A 14347-nucleotide genomic window follows, 5' to 3' on the forward strand; every position below is an offset into this window, starting at 1 on the left:
CGTGACCTTTCCGGACCGGGGCCGGGTGTCAGTCGGGCGCCTTAGACTCGGACAGCGATGAGCAGCCTCTTTGACGACAGTTTCCTGGCCGGCCTCCAGCAGGAGGAGGACGCGCCCCCGCCGCCCCCCGAGGACCCCGCACCCGAAGCGGTGCCGGAGGACCTGTTCGCGGGCGTGTTCGAGGGGCCCCCGCCGCCCCGTGACGCGTACTACCGCGACGGCGCGCACCGCCCCGTCATCGACCCCGAGGCGCTGCTCGACGGGCTGAACACCGAGCAGCGCGCCGCCGTCGTGCACGCCGGGTCGCCCCTGCTCATCGTGGCCGGGGCGGGCTCCGGCAAGACCCGGGTGCTCACCCACCGCATCGCCCACCTGCTGGCCGAGCGGGGCGTCCACCCCGGCCAGATCCTGGCGATCACCTTCACCAACAAGGCCGCCGGCGAGATGAAGGAGCGCGTCGAGCAGCTGGTCGGGCCCCGGGCCAACGCGATGTGGGTCATGACCTTCCACAGCGCCTGCGTCCGTATCCTGCGCCGCGAGTCCAAGCGGCTCGGCTTCACGTCCTCGTTCTCGATCTACGACGCCGCCGACTCCAAGCGGCTCATGGCCCTGGTCTGCCGCGACCTGGAGCTGGACCCGAAGCGCTACCCGCCGAAGTCCTTCACCGCCAAGGTCTCCAACCTCAAGAACGAGCTCATCGACGAGGAGACCTTCGCGGGCCAGGCCGCCGACGGGTTCGAGAAGACGCTCGCCCAGGCGTACGCGATGTACCAGGCCCGGCTGCGCGAGGCCAACGCGCTGGACTTCGACGACATCATCATGACGACGGTCCACCTGCTCCAGGCGTTCCCGGACGTCGCCGAGCACTACCGCCGCCGCTTCCGGCACGTCCTTGTCGACGAGTACCAGGACACCAACCACGCCCAGTACACGCTGGTGCGCGAGCTGGTCGGCCCGGCCGGTCCCGAGAACGCCCCCGCCGAGCTGTGCGTCGTGGGTGACGCGGACCAGTCGATCTACGCCTTCCGGGGCGCGACCATCCGGAACATCCTCCAGTTCGAGGAGGACTACCCGGACGCGACGACGATCCTCCTGGAGCAGAACTACCGCTCCACGCAGACGATCCTGTCCGCCGCCAACGCGGTCATCGAGCGCAACGAGAGCCGCCGCCCCAAGAACCTCTGGACCAACGCCGGCAGCGGCGCCCGCATCACGGGCTATGTCGCGGACACCGAGCACGACGAGGCGCAGTTCGTCGCCGAGGAGATCGACCGCCTCACCGACGCGGGCGACGCGAAGGCCGGCGACGTCGCCGTCTTCTACCGGACGAACGCGCAGTCCCGTGTCTTCGAGGAGATCTTCATCCGCGTCGGCCTGCCCTACAAGGTCGTCGGCGGTGTCCGCTTCTACGAGCGCAAGGAGGTCCGGGACGTCCTGGCCTACCTGCGGGTCCTCGCCAACCCCGAGGACACCGTCCCGCTCCGCCGCATCCTCAACGTCCCGAAGCGCGGCATCGGCGAGCGCGCCGAGGCCATGATCGACGCGCTCTCGCTGCGCGAGAAGATCACCTTCCCGCAGGCGCTGCGCCGGGTGGACGAGGCGTACGGCATGGCCGCCCGCTCCTCCAACGCCGTGAAGCGGTTCAACACGCTGATGGAGGAGCTGCGCACGATCGTGGAGTCCGGCGCCGGTCCCGCCGTCGTGCTGGAAGCGGTCCTGGAGCGTACCGGCTATCTCGCCGAGCTCCAGGCGTCCACCGACCCCCAGGACGAGACCCGCATCGAGAACCTTCAGGAGCTCGCCGCCGTCGCCCTCGAATTCGAGCAGGACCGGGGCGAGGAGGAGGGCGCGGGCACGCTCGCGGAGTTCCTGGAGCAGGTCGCGCTCGTCGCCGACTCCGACCAGATCCCCGACGAGGACACCGACGGCTCCGGCGTCATCACGCTGATGACCCTGCACACCGCGAAGGGCCTCGAATTCCCGGTCGTCTTCCTGACCGGCATGGAGGACGGCGTCTTCCCGCACATGCGGGCCCTCGGACAGGTCAAGGAGCTGGAGGAGGAGCGCCGCCTCGCCTACGTCGGCATCACCCGCGCCCGCGAGCGGCTGTATCTGACCCGGGCCGCCATGCGCAGCGCCTGGGGCCAGCCCTCGTACAACCCGCCGTCGCGGTTCCTGGAGGAGATCCCGGACCAGCACCTGGACTGGAAGCGCAAGGGCCCGATGGCCGCCCCGGCCGGCCCCACCTCGGGGATCACCTCCTCGCTCTCCGCCTCCCGGGCCCGCTCCGGCCCCTCCGGCTTCGCGACCCGGCGGACCTCGGACAAGCCGACGATCACGCTGGTCGCGGGCGACCGTGTCACGCACGACCAGTTCGGCCTGGGCACGGTGACGGCGGTCGAGGGCGTCGGCGACCAGGCGAAGGCCACGGTCGACTTCGGTGACGGCCGCCCCAAGAAGCTGCTCCTGCGGTACGCGCCGGTGCAGAAGCTCTGAGACGCGCAGGCCCTGAGATACGCGGAACGGCCGGAGCCCCCGAGGCTCCGGCCGTTCCGCGTATCTCGCCGACTCAGGTCGGGTTGACCCCGTGGCTGCGCAGCCACGGCAGCGGGTCGATCGCCGCGCCGCCGCCCGGACGCACCTCGAAGTGCATGTGCGGGCCGGTCGAGTTCCCGGAGTTCCCGGAGTACGCGATGACATCGCCGGCCTTGACCGGGCCCGAGCGGATACGGGTGCTGCTGAGGTGGCAGTACCAGGTCTCCGTGCCGTCGGCCATGGTCACGATGGCCATGTTGCCGTAGGCGGTGTTGTACTGCGTACGGACCGTGCCGTCGGTCGCCGCCATCACCGGGGTGCCGTACTGGACGGGGAAGTCGATGCCCGTGTGCACGGACATCCAGTTGACGCCCGCCTGCCCGAAGTAGGCGCTCAGCCCGTGCTGCTTGACCGGCAGCACGAACTTGGGGCGCAGGGCCTCCTTGCGGGCGGCCTCCTCCTCGCGCTTCTTCTTCTCGGCTGCCTGCCGCTGCTTCAGGTCGATGCGTTCCTGGGTGCGGCTGGCGCGGTCCGCGAAGTTCTCGGCGTCGGCGCTGAGGTTGGCGAGCTGGGTGTCCAGCTCGTTGTTGGCCGCGACCGGCTTGACCGTGCCCGGGTCGGCTGCGGCCATGGTGGTGGTCGCGTCCTTCTTCGTCTCGTCCCCGCCCATGCCGCTCACGGAGGCGGCGGCGATCCCGGCCACGCTCATCACGCAGGCGGAGGGGACGGCGACGGTGAGGAGTGCGGAGCGCTTCGCGGGGGAACGCCTGCGGCTGCGGCCGCCGCGGCGGGGTTCCGCGGGGGCGAGATCGGGGTGCGGCCCGGCGGATACGTCCGGCTCGTCGCCGTCGTCGGCGCGGCGGTGGGGCTCGTACGGGTCGTAGTCGTAGGACTCGTGCCCGTCGTACGACACGTAGGTCTCGTACGGCTCCGAGGGGGTGGCCTGTTCGGCTTCGTTCGAGGCGGCCGGGCTTTGCACATTTTGCTCTTCGTGCCCGGGCGTGGCGCCGGTGTTCCAGGCGGTGGCGTCGTACACGCCCGTGTCGTACGTCCCCGTGTCGTCCGAGGGCCACGCGGTCGCGGCGGCGGTCCAGGTGGTGGTGTCCCACTGGCCGGAGGAGTAGCCGTCCGCCGGGAGCCAGGCGGTGGTGGTGTCGTACTGCCCGGTGTCGTACGCGGTGGTGTCGTACTGCGGGTGCTGCGGGGCCTGGTAGGCGTGGTGCGCGCCGGTGTCCCACTGGGTGGTGTCGTACGGGCCGCCGTATCCGGTCTCACCGCCGGTGTACGGGATGCCGTAGCCCTGCGAGGTGTCGTACGAGGCGTCATAGGCGCCGTCGTAGGTGACGCCGGTGCCGGGGAGGGAGCCGAAGAGCGGGTCCGTCTCGAAGCTGCCCGTCTCGAAGCTGCCTGTGGAGCGGCCGTCGTATCCGGCATACCCGGCGTGGGGGTGCTGGTCGTTCACCAACTTCTCTCTCGCCTCGGCAGCAGGACCAGGTTCCGGGGGCGTGGGGTACCCCGGGAGAACTGGCGGCGACTGTACCCGGCGGTATCCGCCATCGACAATCTTCGACGGCGTCGGGGCGCCCGGGAAAACGGGCAATCGGCCGTGTTTCGACGGCGCCCGCACAGAGCCTTGGCTCTATGTTCGAAGTTTGTTCGGTTTAGGCGGCGGGGGTGGGGCGAGTGGTTCCGGAGGTCGTCCGGTGTGCGGTCCCGGAGGCCTCTTGCACGGGCTCCGCCTCGTCCAGCGCCTGGCGCACGGCCGCCGCGACCGCCGGGTGCACCGGCAGGGCGAGGTGGCCGATGCCGGTGACGCGTACGTTGACCGCGTCGAGGTCCGGGTGGTCGACGCAGGCCGCCTCGGCGGGGACGATCACCCGGTCGAGTTCGCTCCAGAAGCTGACGAACCGGGTCCGGCAGCCCGGTGCGGGCAGCCGCAACTCCTCGACGGGGGCCGAGCCCGCACGCATCTGCCGCACGATGGGCAGCGCCCCGGCCAGCGGGGCGACGGCGGTCCCCGAGTGCGGGGTGCCCAGCGTGACGAGGGTGCGCACCCGGTGGTCACCGGCCAGCCGCTGTACGTAATAGCGGGCGATGAGGCCGCCGAGGCTGTGGCCCACGATGTCCACCCGGTGGTGCCCGGTGCGGGCGCAGATCTCCTCGATGTGGCGGTCGAGCAGCTCGGCGGCCGTACGGATGTCGCTGGTCAGCGGGGAGTAGTTGAGCGATTCCAGATGGTGCCAGCCGTGCCGGGCCAGCGAGCGGCGCAGCAGGACGAAGACGGAGCGGTTGTCGATGAAACCGTGAAGAAAGACGACGGGTGGCCGGTCGGTGGGGGTGATGTCCGGGCGGACGGCGGTTTCGGCGCCCTCGTCGGCGGCCGGAGCGCGGTCCGGGTGGCGTTCACCGGTGATCCCGGTCGGATACAGCAGGGCGTGCCCGGCGAGCACGAAGAGCTCCAGGGCGGTCGCTCTCAGCAGTGCGGTCGGCGGGGCGGGGAACGGCAGGCTGGGGGTCTTCATCGTCGGCCTCCTGCTCCGGACGGGCGCCGCGCCGGCGGAGGTCCGGGCGGGCTGCGGCCCGTGCGGACGGAGGCCCGTACCACCGTGCCGTGCGGCTGACGGCGCGGTGATACGGCGACCCGACGCGGCTCCCCGGGCGGCCGACCCCGCACGGCGAAAGCGCCGCGGGGTCCGGGGCCGGTGCCCGTGAACAATGTCCCATGTGTGATTTCCCCCTCCCGGCCCACCGTGAAACGGCGGCTTGCGGGATGCTGTGGATAACGTTCGTTCACATCCCCGGCCCTTCAGGCACGGGAGACGCATGTGGAGGCAGTGATGGGTGTGACCGGTCCGATCCGTGTGGTGGTGGCCAAGCCGGGCCTCGACGGCCATGACCGCGGGGCGAAGGTGATCGCGCGGGCGCTGCGCGACGCGGGTATGGAGGTCATCTACACCGGCCTGCACCAGACGCCCGAGCAGATCGTGGACACGGCGATCCAGGAGGACGCCGACGCGATCGGCCTCTCGATCCTCTCCGGCGCACACAACACGCTCTTCGCCAAGGTGATCGAACTCCTGAAGGACCGCGACGCGGCGGACATCAAGGTCTTCGGCGGCGGCATCATCCCGGAGGCCGACATCGCCCCCCTGAAGGACCAGGGCGTCGCGGAGATCTTCACCCCGGGCGCGACGACGACGGCGATCGTCGACTGGGTCAACGCGAATGTCCGCCAGACGGCGGAGGCGTAGGGCGCCCGAAGGCGCCGGGGTCCGGGGGCGTGCTGCGGTCCGGGGGCGCTGCGGTCGGGGGAGACCGGGTGCGCCGTGCGCCGGGGCCCGGGGCGCTGCGGTCCGGGGCGGTCGGGTACGCCGTGCGCCGGGGCCCGGGGCGCTGCGGTCGGGGGCGGTCGGGTACGCCGTGCGCCGGGGCCCGGGGCGCTGCGGTCGGGGGCGGTCGGGTACGCCGTGCGCCGGGGCCCGGGGCGCGACCTCCGGCATGCCGGGCCGGGCGGGCCGTCCGTGTCGGCGCCGCGCGGCCGGGTCCGCTGGGCGGCAGTTCCGCGTAGCCGTCCCTCAGGGGCGCGCTCGCGGGGCGGTCCGCGGCGGCATCCTGCCGGGTGGAGCCGGTGCGGGCGCCCGGGGAGGCAGGGGGTCGCGTCGGGCCGTGCACCGTGCGCGCCGCCGCCGGGGCGGGCCGGGGCCGCGGCGGCGGCCGCGTGCATGTGGCTTCTGCGTGGGCGGCCCCGCGCACTCGGGGCCGCCCCGGGCGGACGGTCACCCCATCGGGGACCCGGACAGCTCGCTGTCCATCGTTGCGCGCAGGCGGAGCGTGGAGACCAGGCGCTGGAACGCCTCCGTCCAGTAGCCGTTCGCGCCGGGGGAGGCGTCCTCCGGTTCGGCGGGGGTGGTGGTCAGGACCTCCAGGCGGGCCGCCTCGGCCGGGTCGAGGCAGCGTTCGGCCAGGCCCATGACGCCGCTGAAGCTCCACGGGTAGCTGCCCGCGTCCCGCGCGATGTCGAGCGCGTCGACCACGGCCCGGCCGAGCGGCGGCGCCCACGGGACCGGGCAGACCCCCAGCAGCTGGAACGCCTCCGACAAACCGTGCGCGGCGACGAAATCCGCCACCCAGAGCGCCCGTTCCGCCGGGGGCAGCACCGCCAGGAGCTTCGCCCGCTCGGCGAGCGACGCCGTACCGGGGGCGTTCGACGGGGGCGTCGACGGCGGACCCAGCAACGCCCGCGCCCACCCGGCGTCCCGCTGCCGCACGGCAGCCCGGCACCAGGCCGCGTGCAGCTCCTCGCCCCAGCCGTCCGCCACGGGCAGGCCCACGATCTCCGCCGCACCGCGCCCGCCGAACCGCGCCGCCCAGACGGAGAGCGGGGTCGCCTCCACCAACTGGCCCAGCCACCACGACCGTTCGCCCCGGCCGGACGGCGGGAGCGGCACCACCCCGTCACGCTGCATCGCCTCGTCGCACTCGTGCGGCGCCTCCACCGCGACGAACGGCTCGTCACCGGTGAGCCCCGGGCTCACACAGGACAACGCCCGGTCCGCCATCCGCCGGGCCAGCGCCGACCCCGGCAGCGCGGACAGCAGCTCGGCCGCCGTCGCCCGGACATTGCGGCTGCGGTCCGCGAGCGCCTGCTCAAGGAACTCCTCGTCGTCGGCGGACAGCCCGGTGCGCAGCGAGTCGACGAACATCAGCCGGTCCTCGGCCCGTTCCGTCTTCCACGTGGTGGCCAGCAGCGCACGGGCCGCCTCCGCGTCATGCGCCCGTACGGCCCCGAGGAGCGCGACCCGCTCCGCGAACAGGCCCTCCTCCCAGAGCTGTCGCACCGCCTCCGGGTCGTCCGGCGAGGGCAGCAGCGCGCTGCCGGACGCGCCGCGCAGCGCGAACTTCCACTCCGGGTTCAGCCCGGCCAGCCACAGGCCGCGCGGCCCGGCGAACTCCAGGGTCTGCGGGCGCAGATCGGTGCGGGCCCGGGCCGCGTCGAGCAGCGCGGGCAGTGCGGAGTCCGGCGCCCGGTAGCCGTGCAGATTGGCGGCGGCCAGCCACTGCGGGATCAGCTCCGTCAGGTCCGGGGCCGCGCCCCGCCCGCCTCCGGAGCCCGCGGCCCGGTCCGCCAGGAGCTGGGCCAGCCGGCCGCGGGCCGCTTCCGGCAGGTGCGGCCGGGGATCGTCGGGCGCCACGGCAGGGCACGGGGACGCGGCGGCGGGCAGCAGCCCCGCCCGCCGCCGCACGGTGTGCAGCGCGGCCGCGTCCAGCAGCGCGGCGGCGGTGCCGTCCGGGCCGGTGCCGGACACGCCCTCGGGCGGCCGCCGGTCCGTGCCGAGCAGGGCCGAGGTGACCAGCTCCTCCCACGGCACGGACGCCGCCGACGCGGCGACTGTCGGGGTGGTGGCTGGTGTGGTCTTACGGGACATCGCCCCTCCTCGGGAGCCGGACTACGGAGTCAGATGAGCGTGACGGTGTCGACGGGGGCACCCGTCCCACCCGCGGCCCACGCCGCCAGCGGGTCGAAGCCCCGGTGGCCGCACTCGCCGAAGACCGTCAGCGGGGCGCCGCCCGAGACCGCGACGAGCTTCCAGAGCGACGGGCGGTTCAGCGCGGCGGGAGCCACGGGCAGGGTCTCGCGGCCCTCCCCGTCCACCAGTTGCCAGCCGTCCGGGGACGGCACCGGTATGACGTCGCGCAGGGTCACCGGCCAGGACTCCGCCCACGGGTCGTCGCCCAGGGCCCGCCCGTACGCGGCGATCGCCTCGGTGACCGTGACACCCGGCGGGGGCGCGACGGCGGGCTCGGGCACGGCGAAGCGTTCGCCCAGCTCGGCGCGGAGGCGGCCGGACCCCGGATGGGGCGTCAGCTCGGCGTCGATCGTGACGCCCACGGGCAGGGCCTGGGCGGGGGAGCGGCCTGCCGCCCCGAAGGACAGCAGCAGCGCGGTGCGGCCCGACTCCGCCCCGTACAGCCAGATGCGACGGGTGACGATCCTGCCCTCAGGCGTGTCGTACTGGGCGAGGACCAGCCAGCGGTCGCGGACCGGCGGACCCTCCGGGGAGGCCGGAAGCCCCACCCGCGTACGGACCGTGGCCGCCAGCGCGGGCGGCAGCCGGTCGCGGCCCAGCCAGGCGGAGTCCAGCAGATGGAGCAGCGCGCACTCCTCCAGGAGCCGCACCGGCCAGCCCGGACCGGACGCCGGGACGGCACCCAGCTCCCGCACCCGGCCCGCGAGACCGGGCGCCTGCGCGTCGACCATCCGGGCCGCCGTCTCCTCCCACAGCCCGTACCCCGCCTGCTCGGCCGACGCGAGACCCCCGCGCAGCAGGTCCGTGAGCCGCTGCTCCAACTCCCGCGCGCCGCCCCCGATCCGCGCGGCGCGGTTCTCGGCCCGCTTGCGCGCGGCCTCCGGATCGGCGGGACCCGACGCACCGTCACCCCCGGCGGGCCGCGCCTTCGCCTCCGCGCGGGCGCGGCGGCCGGTCAGCCACTCCCGCGCCCAGTCCGGCGGTGTCCCGGCGGACACCGCCGCTTCACCGGCGGCCCGGAGCAGCAACAGCCCCAGCGCGTGCTTGCACGGGAACTTCCGGCTGGGGCAACTGCACTTGTACGCCGGGCCGGTGGTGTCCACCACCGTCCGGTACGGCTTGCTCCCACTGCCCTTGCACAGCCCCCACACCGCACCCGTCGCCTCGCACCCGGTCTCCGACCACGAGCCGGCCGCGGCGAGCTTGTTCCCCGCCTTGCGTGAGGCGTCGTCAGGAGCCAGGGCCAGCACCTGCTCCACCGTCCAGCGCGCGGCCGAGGCAGCGTCGGCCAAGGGTTCTCCCCCGTCAGTCAGCAGCATGCCAACGACGTTAGGTGGCCCCACTGACAATCACTCCGACCTGCGCAAAGACCAATTGTCAGTGCCATGGTGCACGGTGGAACCACATCCGGCCGACCGACCTGGCGACCGATCCGGAGGGGGATCCATGACCGTGTCCGAAACCACCCAGACAAGCTCAGCCGAGGCCCTGCGCCCGCATGCCGAGGACGCCTTCGCCGACGAGCTGAAGGCGCTCGCGGCGGCCGACGACCGCCCCAGGCCCGAGCGCTGGCGGCTGTCGCCCTGGGCCGTCGCGACGTATCTCCTCGGCGGCACCCTGCCCGACGGCACCGTCATCACACCCAAGTACGTGGGCCCGCGCCGCCTCGTCGAGGTCGCCGTCACCACGCTCGCCACCGACCGCGCGCTGCTGCTCCTCGGCGTCCCCGGCACCGCGAAGACCTGGGTCTCCGAGCATCTGGCGGCCGCCGTCAGCGGGGACTCGACGCTGCTCGTCCAGGGCACGGCGGGCACCCCCGAGGAAGCGGTGCGCTACGGGTGGAACTACGCGCAGCTGCTCGCCAACGGCCCCAGCCGCGACGCGCTCGTGCCCAGCCCGCTGATGCGTGCCATGGCCCAGGGCATGACCGCCCGCATCGAGGAACTGACCCGCATCCCCGCCGATGTGCAGGACTCGTTGATCACGATCCTCTCCGAGAAGACCCTGCCCCTGCCCGAACTGGGCCAGGAGGTCCAGGCAGTGCGCGGGTTCAACGTCATCGCTACCGCCAACGACCGCGACCGGGGCGTCAACGAGCTGTCCAGCGCGCTGCGCCGCCGGTTCAACACCGTGGTCCTGCCGCTGCCCGCGACCCCGGAGGCGGAGGTCGACATCGTCTCCCGCCGCGTCGACCAGGTCGGCCGCTCGCTCGACCTGCCGCCCGCGCCCGACGGCCTCACCGAGATCCGCCGCGTCGTCACCGTCTTCCGCGAACTGCGCGACGGCGTCACCACCGACGGCCGCACCAAGCTCAAGTCCCCCTCGGGGACGCTCTCCACGGCCGAGGCCATCTCCGTCGTCACCAACGGCCTCGCTCTCGCCGCCCACTTCGGGGACGGCGAGCTCCGCCCCGGCGACGTCGCGGCCGGCATCCTCGGCGCCGTCGTCCGCGACCCGGCGGCGGACCGGGTGATCTGGCAGGAGTACCTGGAGACCGTGGTGCGCGAGCGGGACGGCTGGAAGGACTTCTACCGCGCCTGCCGGGAGGCGTCCGCATGACCGGCACCCCCGCCGCCGGGCCGCTGCTGCTGGGGGTGCGGCACCACGGCCCCGGCTCGGCCCGCGCCGTCCGCGCCGCCCTCGACACGGCGAACCCCCGCGCGGTCCTCATCGAGGGCCCGCCCGAGGGCGACGCGCTGCTGCCGCTCGCCGCCGACGAGGAGATGCGGCCCCCAGTCGCCCTGCTCGCCCACGCGGTCGACGACCCCGGCCGGGCGGCCTTCTGGCCGTTCGCCGAATTCTCCCCGGAGTGGGTCGCGATCCGCTGGGCCCTGGCCCGGGACGTGCCCGTCCGTTTCATCGACCTGCCCGCCGCGCACTCGCTGGCGATGGAGGCCGACGACGCCCCCGAGGAGGAGCCCGGCGAACGGTCCGTCCCCGTCGACCCGATCCGGGTGCTCGCCGAGACCGCCGGGTACGACGACCCCGAGCGCTGGTGGGAGGACGTGGTCGAGCACCGCGTCCCCGGCAGCGGCGAGGCGGCCGGACCGCTCGCCGCGTTCGCCGCCCTCGGCGAGGCGATGACCGCGCTCCGCGAGGCGTACGGCGACGGCGGGCATCCGCGGGACGCGGTGCGCGAGGCGTACATGCGCATCCGGATCCGGGCGGCGAAGAAGGAGTTCGGCGACGACTTCGCCGTGGTCTGCGGCGCCTGGCACGTCCCCGCCCTCCTGACGCGGACGACGCTCACCGCCGACCGCGCCCTGCTCAAGGGCCTGCCCAAGGCCAAGGCCGAACTGACCTGGGTGCCCTGGACCCACCGCCGGCTCGCCCGGCACAGCGGATACGGCGCGGGCATCGAGTCGCCCGGCTGGTACGAGCACCTCTTCGCCGCCCCGGACCGCCCCATCGAGCGGTGGATGACGAAGGTCGCCGGACTCCTGCGCGACGAGGACCGGTTCGTCTCGTCCGCCCACGCCATCGAGGCCGTCCGGCTCGCCGAGACGCTCGCCGCGATGCGCGGCCGCCCGCTCGCCGGGCTGAGCGAGACGACCGACGCGATCCGGGCCGTCATGTGCGAGGGCTCCGACGTGCCCCTCGCGCTCGTCCACGACCGCCTCGTCGTCGGCACCACGCTCGGCGAGGTGCCCGACACCGCCCCCGCCGTCCCCCTCCAGCGCGACCTGACCCGGCAGCAGCGCACCCTGCGGCTCAAGCCGGAGGCCGACGAGCGGGAGATCGACCTCGACCTCCGCAAGGACACCGACGCCTCCCGCAGCCGTCTGCTGCACCGGCTCCGCCTCCTCGGCATCTCCTGGGGCGAACCGGCCACGGGCCGGGGGAGCACCGGCACCTTCCGGGAGAGCTGGCGGCTGCGCTGGGAGCCCGAGCTGTATGTGCGCGTCGCGGAGGCGGGCGTCTGGGGCACCACCGTGCTCTCCGCCGCCACCGCCCGCGCCGAGTCCGACGCCCTGTCCGCGACCGCGCTCGCCGAGGTCACGGCGCTGGCCGAGCGCTGTCTGCTCGCCGGTCTGCCGGAGGCCCTGCCGGTCGTGATGCGGGCCCTCGCCGACCGCGCCGCGCTCGACTCCGACGTCGGCCACCTCGCGGACGCCCTCCCGGCCCTGGCCCGCACCCTGCGCTACGGAGACGTCCGCGCCACGGACACCACCGCGCTCGGCGAGGTCGCGGCCGGCCTCGCGGAGCGGATCTGCGTCGGCCTGCCCCCCGCCTGCACCGGGCTCGACGCCGACGGTGCGGAGGCGCTGCGCCGCCAGGTCGACGGCGTCCACACCGCGATCGGGCTGCTCGCCGGCGCCGTCCCTTCGAGCGCGGACGGGCTGCGCGGGCGGTGGCGCGCGGTGCTGCACAAGCTCACCGTCCGGGACACCGTCGCGGGCGTCATCCGGGGCCGGGCCGCCCGGCTGCTCCTGGACGACGGCCACCTCGACCAGGAGGCCGCCGCCCGGCTGATGGGCCTCGCCCTCTCCCCGGGCACCCCGCCGGCCGACGCGGCCGCCTGGATCGAGGGCTTCGTCGGCGGGGCGGCGGGCGGCGGCATGCTCCTCGTCCACGACGAACGGCTGCTCGCCCTGGTCGACGCCTGGCTCACCGCGGTCCCCGCCGACACGTTCACCGACGTGCTGCCCCTGCTGCGGCGCACGTTCTCCGCGTACGAAGCGGGCGTCCGGCGCACCCTCGGCGACCTCGTCCGGCGCGGCCCGGCCCCGGCCGGGGCACAGGGTGCCGGATCCCCGGCGGGCGCGGGCGCCACGGCCCCGGGCTTCGGCCCGGTCCTGGACACCGCCCGCGCGGACGCGGTGGTCCCGGTCCTCCGCCTGCTCCTCGGCCTGGACGAGGCCGCGGCACAGGCGCCCGCGAAGGCCCCCGCCCACCACGACGACCCACCCCTGGGGGAAACGGCATGACGACCAAGGACACCGCCCACGACGAGCGGCTGCGCCGCTGGCGCCTGGTGCTGGGGGCCGACAGCGAGGAGAGCACCGGCCGGAAGCTCACCGGCCGCGACGCCGCGATGGACCAGGCGCTCACCGCGCTCTACGAGAGCGGCGGCCGCCCCGGCGGCCGGGGCGGCGGCAGCCGCTCCGCCGGACTCGGCGCCTCCGCGCCCTCCGTGGCCCGCTGGCTCGGTGACATCCGCACGTACTTCCCCAGTTCCGTCGTCCAGGTCATGCAGCGCGACGCGATCGACCGCCTCGGCCTCTCCGCGCTCCTGCTGGAACCGGAGATGCTGGAGGCCGTCGAGGCCGACGTCCACCTCGTCGGCACCCTGCTCTCGCTCAACAAGGCCATGCCCGAGACGACGAAGGAGACCGCCCGGGCCGTGGTCCGCAAGGTGGTCGAGCAGCTGGAGAAGCGGCTCACCACCCGCACCCGGGCCACGCTCACCGGCGCGCTCGACCGGTCGGCGAAGGTCACCCGCCCCCGCCACCACGACATCGACTGGGACCGCACCATCCGGGCCAACCTCAAGAACTACCTGGAGCTCCCCGGCCTGGACGGAGCCGGCACGATCGTCCCCGAACGGCTCATCGGCTACGGCCGCGCCGCCCAGTCCGTGAAGAAGGACGTCATCCTCTGCATCGACCAGTCGGGCTCGATGGCCGCCTCCGTGGTCTACGCGTCGGTGTTCGGCGCCGTGCTCGCCTCGATGCGCTCGCTCCGGACCCGGCTGGTCGTCTTCGACACGGCGGTGGCCGACCTCACCGACCAGCTGGACGACCCCGTCGACGTCCTGTTCGGCACCCAGCTCGGCGGCGGGACCGACATCAACCGCGCCCTGGCCTACTGCCAGTCCCGGATCACCCGGCCGGCCGACACCGTCGTCGTGCTCATCAGCGATCTGTACGAGGGCGGCATCCGCAACGAGATGCTGAAGCGGGTCGCCGCGATGAAGGCGTCGGGCGTGCAGTTCGTGACCCTGCTCGCGCTGTCCGACGAGGGCGCCCCGGCCTACGACCGCGACCACGCGGCCGCCCTGTCCGCGCTCGGCGCCCCCGCCTTCGCCTGCACGCCGGACCTCTTCCCGGACGTGATGGCCGCCGCGATCGAGAAGCGCCCGCTGCCGGTACCGGACCCGGAGACCGCCCCCACCAGTGGGATTCTGTGACCGTAATCACCGCCCAGGTGTGATCTGCGATTTAGGGTCACACCGGCCTCGGGGATAACCTGCGAAATGGACATGCCGCGTATCCGGTCACCGTGTGCGCCTTCCTAGTGACACCGCAGTCACGTTGCCCCTCGCGGCACGCCCACGCAGAAAA

General features: G+C 74.1%; 9 protein-coding genes. 5 read left to right on the forward strand and 4 right to left on the reverse strand.

What is annotated here, in order from left to right; all coding sequences use genetic code 11:
• The first annotated feature begins 57 nt into the window (after positions 1-57).
• Positions 58-2496: a DNA helicase PcrA gene (gene pcrA, locus ACFZAT_RS01840; protein WP_391258609.1), complete on the forward strand. Its 2439-nt coding sequence runs from the start codon at positions 58-60 to the stop codon at positions 2494-2496.
• Positions 2497-2569: 73 nt separating this feature from the next.
• Here the strand turns inward: pcrA and ACFZAT_RS01845 are convergent, their stop codons facing one another.
• Both ACFZAT_RS01845 and ACFZAT_RS01850 read right to left on the reverse strand, forming a co-directional pair.
• The gene (locus ACFZAT_RS01845) at positions 2570-3997 is read right to left on the reverse strand and encodes a peptidoglycan DD-metalloendopeptidase family protein (RefSeq protein WP_391258612.1); all 1428 of its coding nucleotides are present in this window, start codon (positions 3995-3997) and stop codon (positions 2570-2572) included.
• A 199-nt stretch (positions 3998-4196) separates the two neighbouring features.
• Positions 4197-5057 carry an alpha/beta fold hydrolase gene (locus ACFZAT_RS01850; RefSeq protein ID WP_391258615.1) on the reverse strand — a complete coding sequence of 287 codons (861 nt, stop codon included), beginning with the start codon at positions 5055-5057 and terminating at the stop codon, positions 4197-4199.
• Between the two features lie 315 nt (positions 5058-5372).
• Here ACFZAT_RS01850 and ACFZAT_RS01855 point away from each other — a divergent pair, with 315 nt between their 5' ends.
• Positions 5373-5786 carry a cobalamin-dependent protein gene (locus ACFZAT_RS01855; protein WP_391258618.1) on the forward strand — a complete coding sequence of 138 codons (414 nt, stop codon included), beginning with the start codon at positions 5373-5375 and terminating at the stop codon, positions 5784-5786.
• Between the two features lie 525 nt (positions 5787-6311).
• Here ACFZAT_RS01855 and ACFZAT_RS01860 read toward each other — a convergent pair.
• On the reverse strand, positions 6312-7961 hold the full coding sequence (locus ACFZAT_RS01860) for a DUF5691 domain-containing protein (protein ID WP_391258621.1): 1650 nt from the start codon (positions 7959-7961) through the stop codon (positions 6312-6314).
• A gap of 29 nt (positions 7962-7990) precedes the next feature.
• Complete coding sequence (locus tag ACFZAT_RS01865) at positions 7991-9382, reverse strand: SWIM zinc finger family protein (RefSeq protein WP_391258624.1); 1392 nt, start codon at positions 9380-9382, stop codon at positions 7991-7993.
• Between the two features lie 127 nt (positions 9383-9509).
• Between ACFZAT_RS01865 and ACFZAT_RS01870 the strand changes: the two genes are divergently transcribed.
• Genes ACFZAT_RS01870 through ACFZAT_RS01880 form a run of 3 tightly spaced genes read left to right on the forward strand, consistent with a single transcriptional unit; the run spans position 9510 to position 14193 of the window.
• Positions 9510-10622, forward strand: a complete 1113-nt coding sequence (locus ACFZAT_RS01870) for an AAA family ATPase (protein WP_391258627.1) — start codon at positions 9510-9512, stop codon at positions 10620-10622.
• The gene (locus tag ACFZAT_RS01875) at positions 10619-12991 is read left to right on the forward strand and encodes a DUF5682 family protein (RefSeq protein ID WP_391258630.1); all 2373 of its coding nucleotides are present in this window, start codon (positions 10619-10621) and stop codon (positions 12989-12991) included. The genes ACFZAT_RS01870 and ACFZAT_RS01875 overlap by 4 nt, the downstream gene beginning before the upstream one ends.
• Positions 12988-14193, forward strand: coding sequence for a VWA domain-containing protein (locus tag ACFZAT_RS01880; protein WP_391258633.1), 1206 nt, complete (start codon positions 12988-12990; stop codon positions 14191-14193). Before ACFZAT_RS01875 ends, ACFZAT_RS01880 begins: the two co-directional genes overlap by 4 nt.
• Positions 14194-14347: the final 154 nt, after the last annotated feature.

It is taken from the genome of Streptomyces sp. NPDC008163 (assembly GCF_042956885.1).
Taxonomy (GTDB): Bacteria; Actinomycetota; Actinomycetes; order Streptomycetales; family Streptomycetaceae; genus Streptomyces; species Streptomyces drozdowiczii_A.